The sequence below is a fragment of the Clostridium nitrophenolicum genome (genome assembly GCF_055391695.1).
Map to the genome: position 1 here is coordinate 2,282,796 of NZ_AP042469.1, position 17,378 is coordinate 2,300,173.

Genomic DNA, 17,378 nt, shown 5'->3' on the forward strand with positions numbered 1-17,378 from the left:
AGTTTATGAATTAGCAATCAAAAAATGAAGAAATAGAAACAGAATAACTTTTCAAGAATGCTATATTTATAGAAGGGGTAAAATGGCGTTGTTTGGACCAAGCAAAAAAGAAATCTGGGAACAGTTGTCTAGAGAAATTCAAGCTGATTATATTAATGGTGGATTTTGGTCAGGTGATAAGGTACAAGCTCATGTAGATAATTGGATTGTTTTGTTTGATACATATACCGTGTCTACTGGAAAATCTTCAGTAACATATACAAGGGTTAGAGCTCCCTTTAAAAATTTGGAGAGATTTTATTTTAAGATTTACAGAAAAGGTCTTTTCAGTGGTTTAGGCAAACTTTTAGGAATGCAGGATATTAATGTGGGATACAGTGAGTTTGACGAGGACTTTATTATACAAGGCAATAGCGAAGAAAGAATAATTCAGTTATTTTCAAATAAAAAAATAAGAGAGTTATTAGAAATGCAGTCATCAATAAATTTAGAAATTAAAGATGATGAAGGTTTTTTCGCAAATCATTTTCCAAGCAATGTAGATGAATTATATTTTACTGTTGCTGGAGTAATAAAGGATATTGACCGACTTAAAGAATTATACGAGCTATTTGCGGAAGTGCTAAAAGAACTATGTGCTATGGGAATAGCTAGCAATGAGCAAGTAGAGGTTAATCTTAGGTAAGTAATTATATAAGTTTTATTTATGATTTTGATATAAGTTTTGATAACGTTTTACAAGATTTTGTAGCAAAGTTGTTATTCAAAATATTCTTTATCAAAAATCATCGTTTTTAATGAAGAGAAAGAAATTGGAATCCTTGAATTAAAGGAGAATGAATATCAAATATATAGAAGAGATTCAAATAATGTCAAACAGTCAAGGAAGAAGAAGTATATCATAATTTAAACAACGACAAAAGAAAATTTTTGCTGAATACTATAGTACGAGATATTTGAATCTAACAATAATATAAGTACGATTAAAAAAATGGTAATACGGAATATTCTTTAACTGCGAAGTAAAAATTATTTATAAAATCCGTGGGCAAATAATAATTGTATTAGATAGAAAAATAGTAATTTGTATAGGAGATTTTAATGAAAACGAAACATGTAATAGTAGAAGATTATAATCCAGAATGGAAAAATGAATTTGAATGTATAAAAAATGAATTATTAACAGTTTTGTCTGGAAAAATAAATTCAATTGAGCATGTAGGCAGCACATCTGTTGAAGGATTGGCGGCAAAACCAATTATTGACATAGATGTTGTGATTGACAAAAATTTTGAAGAAGTAAATAAAGCATTAGAGTCTATTGGATATATATATGAAGGAGATTTAGGCATATCTGGTAGAGAAGCATTTGGTTATAAAAATAAGCCACATTTAATGGTACACCATTTGTATGTATGCAATAAAGACAATGAAGAATTGTATCGGCATATAACATTTAGAGATTATTTAAGACAACATAAAGAAGATAGATATAGATATAGTTCAATAAAAAAAGAGATGGCTTTGAAATATCCAGAAGATATAGACTCATATATTGAAGGAAAGCAATCTGTAATTTTAGATATCTATAAGAAATGTGGTTTATGCGAATAAATATGAATTTGAGGTGAAATGCTATGGACAAATATACAAGAGAAGAATTGGTAGAAGCGCTACGAGTTGTATCTTCAACTATCAGTAAATGTGAAAAAATGCAGCTAAAATTTGCAGAGGGTACCTCTCAGCACACACTCCTTAAGAACAGGATAAAAGCAATGTATATTTCAAAATCATTAATAACAGATGAAAATGTTATGGACAAATATACAAAAGAAGAATTGATAGAAGCACTACGCCCCGTATCTTCAGTTATCAGCAAATGTGAAAAAGCACAGCTAAAATTTGCGGAGGGTACCTCTCAGCACACCCGCTTTAAGAACATAATAAAAGCGATGTATATTTCAAAATCATTAATAACAGATGAAATTAGTAAAAGAGGTTAATTTCCAGTTTTTCGGTGAGATTATGAGTATAACGCGAAGCCCGACAAATTCCAATTTATAGATTTAAGATAACATAATTTTAGATTCAGTTTAGTGGAACTTTCTTGTTTTATTCATCAATCGTAAATTTACGATAGTTGAATATTAGTAAAATATTGTTCAATAACTTTCAATGAATCAAGAATATGCTACATTATTGAACTATATCCAGCATATTACACATTTTTATTCATATCGGCTACGTCCCAAAAGGCGCCTTAGTTAAATCGGAGCGCCTCAGGCTGTTAAATCTAAGTAGGCCTTTTTAAAATTTGAAATACACTTTTTTAAGTGATTATTGTAGGGAGTCATTCTCTGTTGAAGAGAGTTTCATAACTGACTCGCTTTTTATGGGAGCCGGATAATTACAGATTGAAATAAGATCATTCACGATTCCTGCCATTTCTTCTGGGGATTTCTGCGCGCTGTCATTCAGCCAACGGATAAGAATTCGCATAAATCCGCCTGTGCTGAATGTTAAAGCGTACTGAATACTTTCTCTTGGAAAAGGCGTCTTTTTACCCTTTACATCATCAAATGCAGCAGGTAAAAGCTCATCAATCTTTGAAAGAAAAAGAGGGAGCAAGTGATGATGGTTAATGAGTGAGAGAAAATCGAAATGCTTTTTCATCACTGTAAAAAATATTCTGGCAATATTGGGTAAGGTTAAGTCTATTTGCTGTCGAATAAGTGATTCATATTCGGACCAAATTTTGTAAAAGCGGCCTTCTAAAATTTCATCTTTTGAGAAGTAATTACGATAAAAAGTTCTCCTGGAAAGCCCAGCATTATCCGTAATCTCCTGAATGGTAATTTTTGAGTAATTTTCCTTCTCCATTAATCTTAACAGAGCATCTTCCATCCACAGTTTTGACTGATTGGATACCGGATTTCCTTTATTTTTATCGGACATAATGGTTCTCCTCCTCTATCGTCACAAATTCTCTAATTTGTAGCTATTGGGCCAAAATCATTGACTCTATTTCTTAACTCATTATAATAGATATTATTAATAGACACAACTGTGTCAATTGCGAGGGGGAGATTTTATGAATACAATGAATTTTATCGTCTGGATGCTTCCAATCATTTTCATGATTCATGATTTCGAAGAAATCATTATGACAGAAGTGTGGAGTAAACGCTATAGAAAGGAAATCAACATAGCTTGGCCTAAAAGACAACCATTTGGCTTGAATTATATATATAATTGTCAAACACCAACCTTTTCAGTAGGGGTAGAAGTAGAATTCTTACTTTTTTCACTTATTAGTATGTTTTCTGTAATTTTTCAAAGTTATTTCCTTTGGTATGGTGCCTTCTTAGCAGTGATTTTACATATGGTTTTTATACATATGTTCATGTGCGTCCAGTTTAAAAACTATGTGCCAGGGGTCATCACATCAGCTATTTTTTTACTTCCTTGTATTTGGTTTTTGTATACGGCTGAAAAGATGCTACACTATGGAGCGGGAACAATTCTGTTAGCTTGCTTATTGGGAATTGCTTTAATTATTATTATGATACCGGGGCTTCACAAACTTATGGGTTTTTGGTCTATATGGCTATACAAATATTCAGAAGCACAGACCCAAGAATAAACCAATATTGATTTTAAAAATGTTATAAATTATAAAATACCAACATTATTAGGAGTGGAAATATGTAAATTATGGCCTAAGAAAGTGAGAGTGAAATAATGAACATATATATGAGGGAGTACGTTAAATGGAAATATTATATATTTTATGCTCGATATTATTATGCCTTATAATCATGTATGCTGTGATATGCGGCAGTTTTAAGAAAGCAGCCTATAATAATGGACAAAAAAGAGATGTAATTATTGTACTTGGTTATCATGTAAAAAAAGACGGAGACGTATCACCAATTTTACGAGAGCGAATAAAAAAAGCAGCGATGTTATATCATGAGGGAATTGCCAGAGTCATAATCTGTTCTGGTGCAGCTGTTGCTAACGACTATATAGAAGCTGATGTCATGGCAAATGCCTTAATTGAATTAGGAGTGCACGATTGCAATATAATTCGTGAAAAACTTGCCAAGAATACATACGAAAATTTAGTGAATTCAAAGAAAATTATGCAGGACAGAGAACTGAATACAGCCGTTATTGTATCCTCACCCTGGCATTTGCGAAAAGCCAGTTCGTATGCATTTAGGCTTAAAATCGACCATACAGTAGAAAAATCTAAATTTCCGCATGAATACTTAATAATAGGGGTGGGAATGATTTATCTTTATTTATACACTCAGATGTTCATAAATAATTTACGTTATCATAAAGGTAGACAATAAAGTTAAGACGTCATATTCTTACTATGCGTAAGATCAAGAGCAGAAATACTCTTTTTTGTTTTACCTTTTATTAGATTAATGCTTAATATGAAAAAATTGCGATATAACTATTGAAATTGGTAATACAAACAATGTCCTTTGAAAATCGAATAATACAGTGTCAAAAAAGTAAAGATATTTTACTTTCATTACAAAAATAACCATATAAAATTAAGTAAATATGATATAATTATTATTAGTCAAACTAAAATAGTAATTAATCACGATTTAAAGAATGGAGGGAACAAAGTGTTCAGTAGATATAAAATTCTACCTACTAAAGAACAAAGTATCAGGAGAATAATTGGAAGTTTATTTCTCATGGTTTTTGGAATTTATATGTTATGCCTATTCGCTAAAACTGTTGGAATTATAAGCATCATAACTTCAAGTGGTATTATTTTGTTCCATTTATACTTTCTTATCTTTTCAAAGAATAATTTATCTTCTATTGAGATTAAAATAATTGCAGGAAAGCTAATAAATGACGAAGAAAATAGGTATAAATAAGAGGTTAATTTATAATATTTTTACTTAACGTAACAACTGAAAAGACGAATGATTTAATAAAACACTGTATTATTCAAATTTGAATTTTACAGTGTTTTTACGTCGTAATTCAAAGACTATGCGCAAGATCAAGAGCAGAAATGCTCTTTTGTTTTACCTTTTATTAGATTAATACTTAATATAAAAATTAGACGAGGTAACCATTGAAAAAAGGTACGAACAATGTTCTGAAAATTGAATAATGCGGTGTTAAAAATACCTATGTTTTCTGCGAAGTGATGAAGCTATATAGGTATTATGGTATAATTTTCATGTAAATTAAATAACAATTGTAATTAACTGTGAAGTAAAGATTATTCATTATGGTTTGTGTATTATGTAGTCTGGCTTGTCAAATGGAAAATCAAAAATGTGTACCACAGGCTATTGAATGCATTATAGAGGAGGAAATAGAGGCATTTGTAATATTCATTAATCAAAATATGAAGGTGCATGAAAACATTAAAGAGTGTATAGAGTATTTTGCTGATAATTTATGTTATTAAAGCAAAATAAGTATACAATAATTATTTTATATTGTAAAAATTTGCTATCAATAAGTAAGGAATCTGGATTTTCTAAAAGACTATTAGGATATACAAATTCCAATTTTAAGGTTAAATATTATAAATAGTAATTTGAAGATGCGGAGGAAATATTAATATGACAATAGAGCAACTAATTAAGGATTGGGATTTAAGTGATGATAGATACGATTGCTACCACCCCATAAAATCAGTAGAAATATTCAACTATTTACTTGATGAAGATACTATTAAAGACTGTGAAATTAATATATCAAAAAAATGCAATTTGATAGAAATACTTCCATTGGTAAATAAATATTTGGAATGGTTTAAAGAGTGTGAACATGAGTTGACTTCATATTTTCAAGAAAAGTTAGGTGAAGCTCTTCCAGATGATTGGTTTAAAAATATAGAAGTCTATCATTTTTCTATCACATTTGATACATCAAACGATTTTGGAGCTACTATTTCATGTGGGGATAATATTTTAAGCGATCATATACTCGAATTTGATTTTGAGATGTTTCAGGTTGTTGATGATAGATTAAATGGCTAAATAAGCAAGAGGTAGTTAAACAGAAATTTGTCTGCGATTTAGTAGGATTTCGAGATAGTAGCCAACGAGTTAGAGTGGTGGATAAAGGAGTATGATTATGAATTTTGAAAAACTTAATAAGCTGATATTTACTAAAGAAAATTCAAATAACGATTATGTGCGTTGGGATATTGGAAAAGAGCCTACAAGTCCTCGTTATATATTTGAAAATGTAAAAGAAAGTGGATACCGTCATATTATTCAAGCAAAAACTCGGCTTGATGAAATAGTGTATCAAGCTGTTTTGGAATATGTTAATACAGAGGACTTATGTAATTCTCAGGAAGGTATGTTTCCCCGAAATGACTGCATGACGGGTAACTATTATGTGGCCGAGGAATATTACAGTTCGTGTGGAAATGGAATACAAGGCAATATTCTTACTCACTTTACCGAGATGTTTTGCGGTGGAGTTATCACTGCTCCTACCGAACAGGATTATCTTGGCCTTGAAGTTCACTTTATCATACATAATGATGACAATATCGAAATAATAGGTATTGATTCATCATCTATATAGTCTAATAAGCAAAAGGATGGTAAGGTGTTCAAATTCCAATTTGTATAGTTAAGGTAATATAATTTTAGATTCAGTTCTGTCGGAACTTTCTTGATGAGCGTCACAAGTGTAATTAAATGTGAAGTAATTTAAAACGAATAAATGTAAAGAACGTAAACGATGTAAAAGAAATACTTAATAAATATAAACCTAATGTTGCTGTATGGTGCTTATTGGACAGGATATAGAGAGTAATTGGGATAAAAGAATAGCAAATCTAGTAGATTCGTTATCTCAAAATCAGACAAAACATTTAACTAAGAGCTTATTGTTATTTTACACAATAACAATAAGCTTAAAATCCATAAAAAATATACTAAAAAGTTTAATGATGTACTAACTCCTTTTGATCAGGAGTATTAAAAGAAGGTGTTTTAGGTTGAGTTAGATCACCAAAGTATTTACCAGGGGTTGACAAATCAAAGTAAAGTTTAGAATCTTGAGTAATTCCCCAATCCTTTAGTGAACCTGTATCCTGTAATTTATTAAAGGCTTCTCTAAAAAGAGTATTGTGAGCTTCTTCTCTGTTTAGAAGGAAATCTATAGTTTCTTTAACTTTTTTATCATTGATTTGTCTGTATAAATATTGATATACAACCTTTGCTCTTTGCTCTGCAGAAATATTAGATAATATATCAGCAGCTAAATCACCAGTCTCCTCTATATATGCAGCAGTCCAATATTGTCCAGACGCACTTGTAAGGGCAGGTGTAAGTCCTGTTGAAACATGTGCCTGTATGTTTCCAATTGTTGCATTGCTTGCATCTAGGGTATGACCATTTAGAAGATTTACAGTCTGAGCAACCATTTCCATATGTGCTAACTCTTCAGCAGCAATATCTAGAAATAAATCTTTTATTGCTTGATCTTTTATACGAAAGCTTTGAGACATATACTGAAGAGCAGCTTTCAATTCACCATGAGGACCACCTAATTGTTCTTGAAGCATTGCAGCATAATTAGGGTTAGGTCCTTCTACTCCAACTTCATGTAATAATTGTTTCTCATGTTTAAACATGTAGTTACCTCCTAAAAATGAATTTTTCAGTATTAGTGTTACCCTTTAGAATTCCTATTATGCCTTGATGGTGTTTTATCAACAAGATGCAATCATATGTATGAAATGAAACTTGAATTATGCAATTAAACACAACCTGTGATGTTATATATACTTAATAATATATTTCAGCCATATAATATAGTGTAGAAATATTCAATGGAGGGGAATTTTGAAAACTTGGGATTATAGGAGTGAAGCATTATTTGAGCACCGATTTTGGTTGCAGATATTAGGAGATCATTCCAGATTTATACTAGAAGCTTTGTCAGAAGATGAAAGGGAGAATATACTATTTTATACAGTAGTTATATAAGACTGCACTAGTATATTACCGATGCGGTCTCAATCTATATCACAATATGTATGAAGACTTTATATACATTCCTCATATATACCTTAGCACTGGAAGAAATGTCGGTGCTTATGCATATTGTTTAGTAAGGCATCATTTGAGTTCCATACATCATAGATGTAATCCAGCTAGTATTACATCTATGATTTATTGCAACTTAAAGTGAAAATTTAAAAAATCAAGACTTATCTTTTTGAAACTCCTTTTGAAGATATAAAGAAATTTCATTTAAAGCTTTATCACCTTCCTTTGAAATCTGATCCATTGAAAGAAATCCGTGTGTACTGCCTTTATACATAGTAACAACTACCTCATTATTCGATTCTTTTAACTTTTCAGCATACGCTTCTCCCTCATCTCGCAACGGATCAATTTCAGCTGTTATAATAAGCGCATGAGGCAATCCCTTAAAATCTTTAGCTAACAAAGGAGAAGCATAAGGGCTTTTTCTATCTTCTTTCTTCGGTATATATAGTGATATATATTTCTCCATATCTTCTCTTGAAATACTAAAATCGCTGGACATATAGGACCAAGATTTACTATTTAAGTGATATATGTTTGTAGAGGGATATACTAATACCTGACAAGTTATATGAGGTCCATTTTTATCCCGTGCCAGCTGAGAAACTGCAGCTGCTAGATTGCCACCAGCACTATCTCCTGCAACAGCTATATGTTTTGCATCGCCATTAATACTTTCAGCATTTTTATAAGTCCATTGAATTACATTATATACGTCGTTAAGCCCAGCCGGAAAAGGATTTTCCGGGGCAAGGCGGTAACCTACTGATACTACTATTGCCTTTGTATTTTTTGAAAGCTTCCTGCAAATATTGTCAGCCGTATCTAGATTTCCTCCAATCCAAAAGCCACCATGTGAATAAATGATTATAGGAAGCTTACTACCACCTTCAGGCGTATATATACGAACAGGTATCTTAGTTGAAGATATATCTATACTAACATTTTTTATATTGGAAAAGGGTATAGGCTTAGCACTCCATTTAATAGAATTCTTATTTAAAGTTTCACGTATTTCATTTATATTTTTCCCTTTAATTGAATTAGGATTAAAGTACTTATTAATCTTCATCATTACAGCAACCTTCATATTAAGCTTACCATAACTTGTTGTAGTTAAGTTTTTAATAAGTAAAAAAGCTCCCGTAGTAAGGGTTAGGATTATGACTGAAAATATCCAAATACCTTTCTTCTTTTTCATTTAGTAAACCTCCAATATTATACTTAATTTGATTGCTAAAAATATAAATCCTAAATGTATCTTATACCAATGCTATTTTATTATACTTAGATCTACCCTAATACCAACGTAAGAATATATTTAATTTGGCTATAATCTAATATATGATTATATTTTGATTTCCCCCAAATATAGGGGTTGGTAGTATGGCTACCAGTCTTTTTGTTATGTAATGCTTTGTGTTTTTGCAATAAATTGTATAATTTAACTATTAGAAAATGCAGATTAGTAATATATTATGAATTAAATAATGCTCTATAAAATTTGAAAGCTGGTTTGGTGATTTATGGGATTTGTGGTATAATCTCCACGTAACTAATATTGTAATTATTTATTGCTACGATATTAAATTTATGGATGGGGTGGTTCTATGAGAATAGAAAGAGACGCTAAAATTGATGTAAATGAATTAAATAATCTATTAAAGACAATAGGATGGGAATTAAGTTCAGCACAAAAATTAGATGAATCATTAAAGTTGTCATGGGGATGGATTACTGTAAGAGATGACTCAAATAGACTTATAGGATTTGTACAGATACTTTCTGATGGTATTAAACACGCATATATATTAAGACTACTTGTTCATAAAAATTATCAGGGTAAGGGAATTGGTACAAAAATAATGGAAAATTTAATGCAATTTCTTGAGGAGAACAATTTAAGCCCTGTGCTTCTAACAAAGCCTTCGGAGGAAGCATTTTATTCAAGATTTGGATTATCGAGAAGCAATAAAGGATTTATTTGCCTTTGTGGTTATAGTTATTTTTATTAGTACTATCTGCCTTAGTTCTATGATATGTCTTTACCTGCGTTCCATTTTTCCTAATATACTCACTTACTGATATAGTTGTTTATTGAAAATAGAAAAACAACGTATATTTAAGAAATTTTAAAATTACTATCTAGATATTAGTTATAAAATCAAAAATACAAACATATTTTAAATTAGTTATTATGTTTAAATGAAAGTATTTTTGACGAAAGGTATAAATCGATATGAAGAATATTAATATAGAAAAGCTTTTTAAAAGTAAGGATACAAGAAATATTAGTATTCTAATAGCTTCAATTTTGCTATTTTATTTACTTATTTCAGTATACTTTTCTAATCATTTCTTTTTTAATACAGTAATAAACGGAGCGGATGTCTCATTAAAAGCATATGGCGATGCAGATAATATAATTAGAAGTTATATTAAAGATTATAAGCTACAGTTAGTAGAGAGAAACGGAAAAGTAGAAGAAATAATAGGACAAGATATAGGAGTACAATATAATGAAAAAAATAGTATTTCTAAAATTTATCATAGGAAAAATTCATTTAAATGGATTGTTTCAGTATTAAAGAATCAAAATTATTATGTGAATGATTTAGTTATTTACAATGAAGATAAATTGGAAAATAAAATAAACCAATTAAATTGTATAAATGGAGTTATTATAGAACCTAAAAATGTAAGTTTTAAGTATTCAAATGGTTCATATCAGGTGATTGAAGAAGTATATGGAAACAAGATAAATAAAGATAAATTAAATGAAGCTATAAAAATGAGCATATCAAAAGGTGAAAAAAAATTAGATTTAAATGAAAAACTCTGTTATGAAAATCCAAAGTATACTCTAGGTTCTAGTAAAATTCCTGAAACCAAGAATTTACTAGATAAATATGTATCAACAAAAATCACTTATACATTTGGAAGTAAAAATGAAATATTAGATGCGAATATAATAAATGAAATATTAGATGGGAATATAATAAATGAATGGCTTAATGTTGATGAAAATTTAGAAGTAGTAATAAATGAAAAAGCAGTTTTAGGATATGTACAAGCATTGAGTAAAAAATATGATACAGTTGGAGTATCAAGAAATATTAAAACATCTATAGGTAAAATAATAGAGGTTAAAGGCGGATTTTATGGATGGAAAATTAATTGTGTTGGTGAAACAATGGCATTATTAAAAAATATAAGGGGTGGTGAAGTACTCCAAAAAGAACCTATATATATTCAAAAAGCTGTAAGTAGGGATAAAGATGACATAGGCAATACTTATGTAGAAATTAACATAACAAGACAACATTTATGGTTTTATAAAGATGGAAAGCTTATAACTCAAGGTGCCATAGTAACAGGTAATCCCTATAGAGGAAATGCTACCCCTGTTGGAACCTATATGCTTAATTATAAACAAAGAAATGCAGTTTTAAGGGGTCCAACTTATGAAGCTAAAGTAACTTATTTCATGCCCTTTAATGGAAATATAGGGATACATGATGCAAGCTGGATGCATTCTTTTGGAGGGGATATATATAAAAGTATTGGAACACATGGATGCGTAAATACTCCATTGCATTTAGCTAAAACAATTTTTGATAATATAGAAGATGGAACTCCTATTATTTGTTATGAAGAATAGAACTAATTTGTAATTAATTATAGTTTTACGATTAGTGTAGCGTAGTAACAATATTTTATTAAATTTAGAATTAGGTATGATGAACCGTATCATAAATAAGTGAGGAAAACAGCCTTAACCTAGTAATATCAATGGTTAAGGTGCTTTTTTATAAGTAAAAATATCGTAAACAAATAAAACTCTCCACTATATCACCAGACTTACCACAAGTGTTATGATAATAACATGGAGGTGCAAATAGTATGGATAAGATATATAAAACAGCAGAAGTAGCTAAAAGAGTTGGGGTACATTCCAACACTGTACGTTTGTACGAAAAGCTTGAATTAATACCAAAGGTGAATAGATTACCAAATGGTTATAGAGTATTTACTGACTATCATATAGAGCAGTTTAACCTTGCTAGAACTGCCTTTAAAGTAGAGGTTCTACAAAATGGGCTTAGAAAGAAGATAATCAATGTTGTTAAGCTATCTGCCAAGGGGGAGCTTCAAGAAGCAATTAACTGTACAAATGATTATATAAATCAGATAAAGCAAGAGCGAAAAAATGCAGAGGAAGCCATAGAACTTTCAAAGAAGCTTTTATTAGGGATAGATGCTAAAGATAATTATATATTTTTTACAAGGAAGCAAACTGCAGGCTATCTTCAAGTCACAATGGACACATTAAGAAATTGGGAGATGAATGGTTTACTTACTGTTAAGAGAAAGCAAAATGGATATCGAGTTTATACTGAAAGTGATATTAATAGATTGAAAATAATACGTACCTTACGTTGTGCTAACTATTCCCTTTCAGCAATTTTAAGAATGATTAATGCCATATCAGAAAGTAAGGAAATTGATATTAGAGAGGTAATCAATAAACCAAAAGAGGATGAGGACATTGTTACAGCATGTGATAAGCTTCTTACTTCCTTAAGTGATGCAGAAAAAAATGCAAATAGTATATTGAAGCAATTAGAATTTATGAAAAACAAATTTAATACAAACTCTACACTTTAACACCAGACTTTGAGATGGTGTTATTCTTTTATCAAAAGGAGGGAATAACACATGGAAGTAATAAAAGTTTATAATCTTTATAAATCCTATGGGGATGTTCAAGTGGTGAAGGATGTTAGTTTAACGGTAAAGAAAGGTGAGGTATTTGGACTGCTCGGGGCCAATGGGGCAGGGAAAAGTACTACCATAGAGTGTATTTTAGGTACAAAGAATTTTGATGATGGGCAGGTATCTATCATAGGTATGAATCCTCAAAAAGAAAGAAAACAGCTATTTCAGAAAGTTGGGGTTCAGTTTCAAGAATCTAATTATCAAGATAAGATTACAGTGAAAGAGTTGTGTGAAATAACTGAAGTTCTTTATAAAAATCCATTAGATTGCAATAAATTATTAGAGCAATTTGATCTTGAAGATAAGGTTAAAAATCTAGTAAGCGAACTATCTGGAGGTGAAAAGCAACGATTATTTATTATCCTAGCGTTAATTCCTAACCCAGAGGTAGTATTCCTAGACGAGCTTACAACAGGGCTAGATGTAAAGGCTAGAAGAGATGTGTGGAAGTGCTTATTAAACTTAAAGAAGCAAGGACTCACAATCTTTTTAACATCTCATTTCATGGATGAGGTTGAAGTTTTGTGCGATAAAATATGTATTTTAAAAAATGGAGTAATAGATTTTTATGGAACAGTTGAAGAAGCAGTGGCACTGAGTCCATGCGAAAAATTTGAGGATGCTTATTTATGGTTTGTAGATGAGGAGGAATTGGATGATGAAAGTATTTAGAACAATGTTAAAAACTGAATTAAAGTTATCACTAAGAGGCATGGATATGTTCATATTTGCAATCTGTATGCCAGTGTTGGTAACTGTTATTTTAGGTGTTATTTATGGCAATAAACCCGCATTTCCTGAAGCAGATTTTACATTCATGGAACAATCCTTTGCAGCTGTATCAACCATTGCAATATGTGCAGGCGGTATCATGGGGTTACCATTAGTATTATCTGAGTATCGTCACAGAAAGATATTAAAAAGATTTAGAGTAACACCAGTTAGCCCATCTATGATTTTAGTAGTTCAAGGAGTGATCTATGCTTTATATGCTATTATTTCATTAATTCTTGTTTATTTAACCGCAAAAATATTTTTCAAGTTTCAATTTAGAGGTTCATGGATAAACTTTTTAGGAGCATATACATTAGTAATGACATCAATGTTCAGCATTGGATTTATGGTGGGGGGAATAGCGAAAAATATTAAAATGGCAGGCGTTATTGCCAGTATTCTATACTTTCCTATGCTTATATTCTCAGGAGCAACATTACCATATGAGGTTATGCCAACAGCGCTTCAAAAAGTGGCAGATATCTTCCCATTAACTCAGGGGATAAAGCTTTTAAAAAGTGCATCACTTAACTCAAGCATAGATAATGCAATACTACCAATTTTAGTTGTAAGTATACTTGCTGTGATATGTACTGGGGTATCTATTAAGTTTTTTAGATGGGAGTAATTTGAAACTTATAAATAAACATTAAGAGTTTAAACAGCTTTATAATATTGTTTTCAATACAAGAAATTGAATAAATAAATGTAAAAACCTCATTTAGATAAGATACGGAGAACCGTACCATAAGTAAATGCGGTTTTTACCAATAAGGTAAAGATAGTGTAATATATATGCCTATTAATTATATAAACTCTTTAAAATAATGTAAGTTAAAAAGTCAGCAAGTTTTATTGTAAAATCCACCATAACTAAAATAAAGTGTTATAGTGGATTTTTATATTTATAGAATGATTAATAAATTAATATTAAGTTTAATATAATATAATATTAATTTAAGGAGAAGATTATGATGTATAATAGTATAAAAAAAAATTATAAGCCAATAGGGCCAACTAATTTATATACTTATTTTATTGGAGAAAATCCAATTACTTCATTTAATCCTGTAAGTAGATATCCTCAAATAAGTGAAAGTGCATTTATAGGACCATTTTCAAGTGTAATAGGTGATGTAATAATAGAAAAGAATGTATTTGTAGGTGCTAATGTAGTGCTAAGAGCAGATGAGGGAACACCATTTTATATAGGTTATAATTCTAATATACAAGATGGAGTAATATTTCATGGGCTAAAAGATGCTAAATACTCTGTAAATGGTATAGGGTATTCAATATATGTTGGGAATAAAGTAAGTATAACTCATGGAGCATTAATTCATGGACCAGCTTTTGTAGGAAACAATACATTTGTTGGGTTTAATTCAATTGTATTTAACGCTATAGTAGAGAACAATTGCTATATTGATACTGGAGCAATTGTAACAGGAGGAATTAGGATAGCTGCGAATAGATATGTTCCAGTTGGTGCAATTATAAATACACAAGCTAAGGCAGATAATCTTTTAGAAGTACCAAAGGAAAAATCAGATTTTTCAGAAAAGGTTATTAAAGTTAATGTAGAGCTTTCAGAAGTTTACGACTTGAAATTTGGTGATACACGTTGTAGTTGCGGTCTTTGTTGTAATCATAATACCTTAATTCACAATTAGACAAAAAAATCGCACTTGCTACCGAAATGGAGAACTATATCACAAGCAAAGGATAATAAGCAAAAATAAAGAAAATATTAAAAAACATAATTTTCAATATAATGTATTTAAGTAATGGAGGAGAACCAAATCCAGAGGGAGGAGGCTCTCCTTCTTATTTTGTTTCAAGAAGAAAATTAATGATAAATCCTATGAATATAAAAATTTCTATATAATAATGCTGACTATGTAGATTTGAAGTGTGATATAAAAAATAAAGGCACTGGAAAATCCAATGCCTTATACTATAGCAAACAAACAAAAACCTAAAGGAGTTTGTAACAAACAGGTGCTTATTGCAGCATGGGAATTTTTGCTTTTCTGTAGTTTTATTTTATAATAAATATTAAAAGTGAGACAGCATATGATTACGGTGAAGACTGGAGAATTGATATTTTAATATACTATGTACAAAAATGTATAATTTGTCTAGATTACTTTTGAATTTTTAATTGTCACTGTTTATGGACAGGCTTTTATTAGATTAACATCAGTATTCACTGTAAATGGTATGGCGGTATGGCTCAAATTGAAGTATAGAGGTGGAATTGTGATTAGTTTATTATTAATGAAACAGATTGCTGAACTTTTTTTAGTTATGGTTATGGGATTCGTATTGGTGAAAACACATTTACTGAAAGCAGAAGAGAGTAAAAGCCTCTCAATAGTTGCTCTTTATTTGGTGATGCCCTGCGTAATTATTAATGCCTTTCAGGTTAAATATACAGAAAGCATCCGCAATGGCTTGATTCTCGCTTTCACGGCAGCAGTATTGATTCATATTGTACTGTTGATTTTAGTAAAGGTACTTGAAAAGATATTCCACTTGGATGCAGTTGAAAAAGCATCTATGATGTATTCTAATGCTGGAAATCTGATCATTCCTATTGTAACTTCTATCTTAGGAAAGGAATGGGTTATTTATTCAAGTGCTTTCATATCCGTACAGCTAATTCTTTTGTGGACTCATTGTAGGATGGTATTTCGTAAAGAACAAAAAATAGATTTGAAAAAAATTCTTTTAAATATTAATATGATTGCTATTTTCTTTGGGATTTTATTTTTTGTTACAAGAATCCAGCTGCCAGATATCATTACAAAAACCATGGAATCAGTAAGTGTTATGATTGGTCCTATTTGCATGGTTGTGGTGGGAATGTTGATTGGAAATATGAGTTTCAAACAGGTATTTGCATATAAGAGAATTTACCTAATTACTTTCCTAAAGATGATAGTATGTCCAGTTATAATCCTGCTTCTACTTAGATATGGCGGAATGGCGAATTTATTACCAAATGCGAAGATGATTTTGCTTATCAGTCTACTTGCAACAATCACACCTTCTGCGGCAACAGTTACACAAATGGCTCAAATCTATGGGAAGAATGGAGAATATGCAAGTGTTATAAATGTAGTTACAACTATTGTTTGTATTGTAACAATGCCAATTATGGTTTGGTTGTATCAGATATAAGATATAATTATATAGTAAATAAGCGGCAAGATATTAAAAACATAGTAATAAAAACCAAGTAGTATCAATATAACTGGTATTGGAGGTGGTTGATATGAAAAATAAGATTCTCCTACTTTTTTTATGTTTAATGTTAATTGTAGGTCTAACATATGGGGCTAAATATTTATACGACTTAAAAATATATAAAGATAAGACGTCATCATTAACTATATCTAATATTGACCTTTCAAAAGTAAAAGATGGCGTATACATTGGCAAGTATGACGCAAAACTTGTTGCTGCAAAAACAAAGATAACTGTAAAAAATGGCAAAATAATAAATATAGAGTTATTGGAGCATAAGAATGAAAGAGGTAAAAGTGCTGAATCCATACTTTCTAAGGTTATATCATCACAATCTTTGAATGTTGATGCAGTTTCGGGAGCTACAAATAGTAGCAAAATAATTCTTAAATCAATTGAAAATGCTTTAAAGGAGTAATTTTTTCCTTATATAGAAATGTAAAAAGCAATATGTAACAAATAATATAGACTGTATATGGTGGACTATTATTATAAGCCGAAGTAACA

20 protein-coding genes and 1 pseudogene are annotated in these 17,378 nt (G+C 30.3%); 18 read left to right on the top strand and 3 right to left on the bottom strand.

Annotated elements, in window-relative coordinates:
* Window positions 1–82: 82 nt before the first annotated feature.
* From ACZ5N4_RS10675 to ACZ5N4_RS10685, 3 genes are all read left to right on the top strand, one after another.
* Window positions 83–685: a DUF3137 domain-containing protein gene (locus ACZ5N4_RS10675; protein ID WP_464209750.1), complete on the top strand. Its 603-nt coding sequence runs from the start codon at window positions 83–85 to the stop codon at window positions 683–685.
* Between the two features lie 416 nt (window positions 686–1,101).
* Complete coding sequence (locus ACZ5N4_RS10680; protein WP_464209752.1) at window positions 1,102–1,614, top strand: GrpB family protein; 513 nt, start codon at window positions 1,102–1,104, stop codon at window positions 1,612–1,614.
* A gap of 23 nt (window positions 1,615–1,637) precedes the next feature.
* On the top strand, window positions 1,638–2,003 hold the full coding sequence (locus ACZ5N4_RS10685) for a hypothetical protein (protein ID WP_464209754.1): 366 nt from the start codon (window positions 1,638–1,640) through the stop codon (window positions 2,001–2,003).
* A gap of 334 nt (window positions 2,004–2,337) precedes the next feature.
* Here ACZ5N4_RS10685 and ACZ5N4_RS10690 read toward each other — a convergent pair whose 3' ends face one another.
* Window positions 2,338–2,955, bottom strand: coding sequence for a TetR/AcrR family transcriptional regulator (locus tag ACZ5N4_RS10690; RefSeq protein WP_464209756.1), 618 nt, complete (start codon window positions 2,953–2,955; stop codon window positions 2,338–2,340).
* Window positions 2,956–3,091: 136 nt separating this feature from the next.
* Here ACZ5N4_RS10690 and ACZ5N4_RS10695 point away from each other — a divergent pair, with 136 nt between their 5' ends.
* The 6 genes from ACZ5N4_RS10695 (at window position 3,092) to ACZ5N4_RS10720 (ending at window position 6,591) form a co-directional block, all read left to right on the top strand.
* A complete protein-coding gene (locus ACZ5N4_RS10695) occupies window positions 3,092–3,643 on the top strand; it encodes an HXXEE domain-containing protein (protein WP_464209758.1) in 552 nt (183 codons plus the stop codon).
* Window positions 3,644–3,770: 127 nt separating this feature from the next.
* Entirely contained in the window at window positions 3,771–4,361 is a 591-nt protein-coding gene (locus ACZ5N4_RS10700) for a YdcF family protein (protein WP_464209760.1), read from the top strand.
* A gap of 288 nt (window positions 4,362–4,649) precedes the next feature.
* On the top strand, window positions 4,650–4,910 hold the full coding sequence (locus tag ACZ5N4_RS10705) for a hypothetical protein (protein WP_464209762.1): 261 nt from the start codon (window positions 4,650–4,652) through the stop codon (window positions 4,908–4,910).
* Between the two features lie 395 nt (window positions 4,911–5,305).
* Window positions 5,306–5,455: a hypothetical protein gene (locus ACZ5N4_RS10710; RefSeq protein WP_464209764.1), complete on the top strand. Its 150-nt coding sequence runs from the start codon at window positions 5,306–5,308 to the stop codon at window positions 5,453–5,455.
* Window positions 5,456–5,612: 157 nt separating this feature from the next.
* Window positions 5,613–6,032, top strand: coding sequence for a hypothetical protein (locus ACZ5N4_RS10715; RefSeq protein WP_464209766.1), 420 nt, complete (start codon window positions 5,613–5,615; stop codon window positions 6,030–6,032).
* 97 nt (window positions 6,033–6,129) lie between these two features.
* Window positions 6,130–6,591, top strand: a complete 462-nt coding sequence (locus ACZ5N4_RS10720) for a hypothetical protein (RefSeq protein WP_464209767.1) — start codon at window positions 6,130–6,132, stop codon at window positions 6,589–6,591.
* Window positions 6,592–6,955: 364 nt separating this feature from the next.
* Here the strand turns inward: ACZ5N4_RS10720 and ACZ5N4_RS10725 are convergent, their stop codons facing one another.
* Entirely contained in the window at window positions 6,956–7,648 is a 693-nt protein-coding gene (locus ACZ5N4_RS10725) for a manganese catalase family protein (RefSeq protein WP_464209769.1), read from the bottom strand.
* A gap of 211 nt (window positions 7,649–7,859) precedes the next feature.
* Between ACZ5N4_RS10725 and ACZ5N4_RS10730 the strand changes: the two are divergent.
* Window positions 7,860–7,979 (top strand): annotated as a pseudogene (locus ACZ5N4_RS10730) (DUF2935 domain-containing protein); the annotation flags it as partial.
* Window positions 7,980–8,220: 241 nt separating this feature from the next.
* On the opposite strand, the gene ACZ5N4_RS10735 reads toward ACZ5N4_RS10730, so the two are convergent.
* On the bottom strand, window positions 8,221–9,267 hold the full coding sequence (locus tag ACZ5N4_RS10735; protein ID WP_464209771.1) for an alpha/beta hydrolase: 1,047 nt from the start codon (window positions 9,265–9,267) through the stop codon (window positions 8,221–8,223).
* 409 nt (window positions 9,268–9,676) lie between these two features.
* Between ACZ5N4_RS10735 and ACZ5N4_RS10740 the strand changes: the two genes are divergently transcribed.
* The 8 genes from ACZ5N4_RS10740 to ACZ5N4_RS10775 all read left to right on the top strand — a co-directional run bounded on the left by ACZ5N4_RS10740 (window position 9,677) and on the right by ACZ5N4_RS10775 (window position 17,289).
* Window positions 9,677–10,081, top strand: a complete 405-nt coding sequence (locus ACZ5N4_RS10740) for a GNAT family N-acetyltransferase (protein ID WP_464209773.1) — start codon at window positions 9,677–9,679, stop codon at window positions 10,079–10,081.
* A 224-nt stretch (window positions 10,082–10,305) separates the two neighbouring features.
* Window positions 10,306–11,727 (top strand): L,D-transpeptidase family protein, encoded by a 1,422-nt coding sequence (locus ACZ5N4_RS10745; protein WP_464209775.1) that lies wholly within the window; start codon window positions 10,306–10,308, stop codon window positions 11,725–11,727.
* A 242-nt stretch (window positions 11,728–11,969) separates the two neighbouring features.
* Window positions 11,970–12,734, top strand: a complete 765-nt coding sequence (locus ACZ5N4_RS10750; protein WP_464209777.1) for a MerR family transcriptional regulator — start codon at window positions 11,970–11,972, stop codon at window positions 12,732–12,734.
* Between the two features lie 51 nt (window positions 12,735–12,785).
* Window positions 12,786–13,517 carry an ABC transporter ATP-binding protein gene (locus ACZ5N4_RS10755; protein ID WP_464209779.1) on the top strand — a complete coding sequence of 244 codons (732 nt, stop codon included), beginning with the start codon at window positions 12,786–12,788 and terminating at the stop codon, window positions 13,515–13,517.
* A complete protein-coding gene (locus tag ACZ5N4_RS10760; protein WP_464209781.1) occupies window positions 13,504–14,247 on the top strand; it encodes an ABC transporter permease in 744 nt (247 codons plus the stop codon). Before ACZ5N4_RS10755 ends, ACZ5N4_RS10760 begins: the two co-directional genes overlap by 14 nt.
* A 343-nt stretch (window positions 14,248–14,590) precedes the next feature.
* Entirely contained in the window at window positions 14,591–15,292 is a 702-nt protein-coding gene (locus tag ACZ5N4_RS10765; protein ID WP_464209783.1) for a DapH/DapD/GlmU-related protein, read from the top strand.
* Window positions 15,293–15,881: 589 nt separating this feature from the next.
* The gene (locus ACZ5N4_RS10770; RefSeq protein ID WP_464210902.1) at window positions 15,882–16,805 is read left to right on the top strand and encodes an AEC family transporter; all 924 of its coding nucleotides are present in this window, start codon (window positions 15,882–15,884) and stop codon (window positions 16,803–16,805) included.
* A gap of 94 nt (window positions 16,806–16,899) precedes the next feature.
* A complete protein-coding gene (locus ACZ5N4_RS10775; RefSeq protein ID WP_464209785.1) occupies window positions 16,900–17,289 on the top strand; it encodes an FMN-binding protein in 390 nt (129 codons plus the stop codon).
* The last annotated feature ends 89 nt before the right edge of the window (window positions 17,290–17,378 follow it).

What these genes read in the sequence shown, in the direction of transcription:
- ACZ5N4_RS10715 (WP_464209766.1), top strand. Translation starts at nt 5,613, where the DNA reads ATGACAATAGAGCAACTAATTAAGGATTGGGATTTAAGTGATGATAGA.
- ACZ5N4_RS10750 (WP_464209777.1), top strand. Translation starts at nt 11,970, where the DNA reads ATGGATAAGATATATAAAACAGCAGAAGTAGCTAAAAGAGTTGGGGTA.
- ACZ5N4_RS10680 (WP_464209752.1), top strand. Translation starts at nt 1,102, where the DNA reads ATGAAAACGAAACATGTAATAGTAGAAGATTATAATCCAGAATGGAAA.
- ACZ5N4_RS10740 (WP_464209773.1), top strand. Translation starts at nt 9,677, where the DNA reads ATGAGAATAGAAAGAGACGCTAAAATTGATGTAAATGAATTAAATAAT.
- ACZ5N4_RS10700 (WP_464209760.1), top strand. Translation starts at nt 3,771, where the DNA reads ATGGAAATATTATATATTTTATGCTCGATATTATTATGCCTTATAATC.
- ACZ5N4_RS10735 (WP_464209771.1), bottom strand. Translation starts at nt 9,267, where the DNA reads ATGAAAAAGAAGAAAGGTATTTGGATATTTTCAGTCATAATCCTAACC.
- ACZ5N4_RS10725 (WP_464209769.1), bottom strand. Translation starts at nt 7,648, where the DNA reads ATGTTTAAACATGAGAAACAATTATTACATGAAGTTGGAGTAGAAGGA.
- ACZ5N4_RS10745 (WP_464209775.1), top strand. Translation starts at nt 10,306, where the DNA reads ATGAAGAATATTAATATAGAAAAGCTTTTTAAAAGTAAGGATACAAGA.
- ACZ5N4_RS10755 (WP_464209779.1), top strand. Translation starts at nt 12,786, where the DNA reads ATGGAAGTAATAAAAGTTTATAATCTTTATAAATCCTATGGGGATGTT.
- ACZ5N4_RS10690 (WP_464209756.1), bottom strand. Translation starts at nt 2,955, where the DNA reads ATGTCCGATAAAAATAAAGGAAATCCGGTATCCAATCAGTCAAAACTG.
- ACZ5N4_RS10675 (WP_464209750.1), top strand. Translation starts at nt 83, where the DNA reads ATGGCGTTGTTTGGACCAAGCAAAAAAGAAATCTGGGAACAGTTGTCT.
- ACZ5N4_RS10765 (WP_464209783.1), top strand. Translation starts at nt 14,591, where the DNA reads ATGATGTATAATAGTATAAAAAAAAATTATAAGCCAATAGGGCCAACT.
- ACZ5N4_RS10775 (WP_464209785.1), top strand. Translation starts at nt 16,900, where the DNA reads ATGAAAAATAAGATTCTCCTACTTTTTTTATGTTTAATGTTAATTGTA.
- ACZ5N4_RS10695 (WP_464209758.1), top strand. Translation starts at nt 3,092, where the DNA reads ATGAATACAATGAATTTTATCGTCTGGATGCTTCCAATCATTTTCATG.
- ACZ5N4_RS10760 (WP_464209781.1), top strand. Translation starts at nt 13,504, where the DNA reads ATGAAAGTATTTAGAACAATGTTAAAAACTGAATTAAAGTTATCACTA.
- ACZ5N4_RS10685 (WP_464209754.1), top strand. Translation starts at nt 1,638, where the DNA reads ATGGACAAATATACAAGAGAAGAATTGGTAGAAGCGCTACGAGTTGTA.
- ACZ5N4_RS10720 (WP_464209767.1), top strand. Translation starts at nt 6,130, where the DNA reads ATGAATTTTGAAAAACTTAATAAGCTGATATTTACTAAAGAAAATTCA.
- ACZ5N4_RS10710 (WP_464209764.1), top strand. Translation starts at nt 5,306, where the DNA reads ATGGAAAATCAAAAATGTGTACCACAGGCTATTGAATGCATTATAGAG.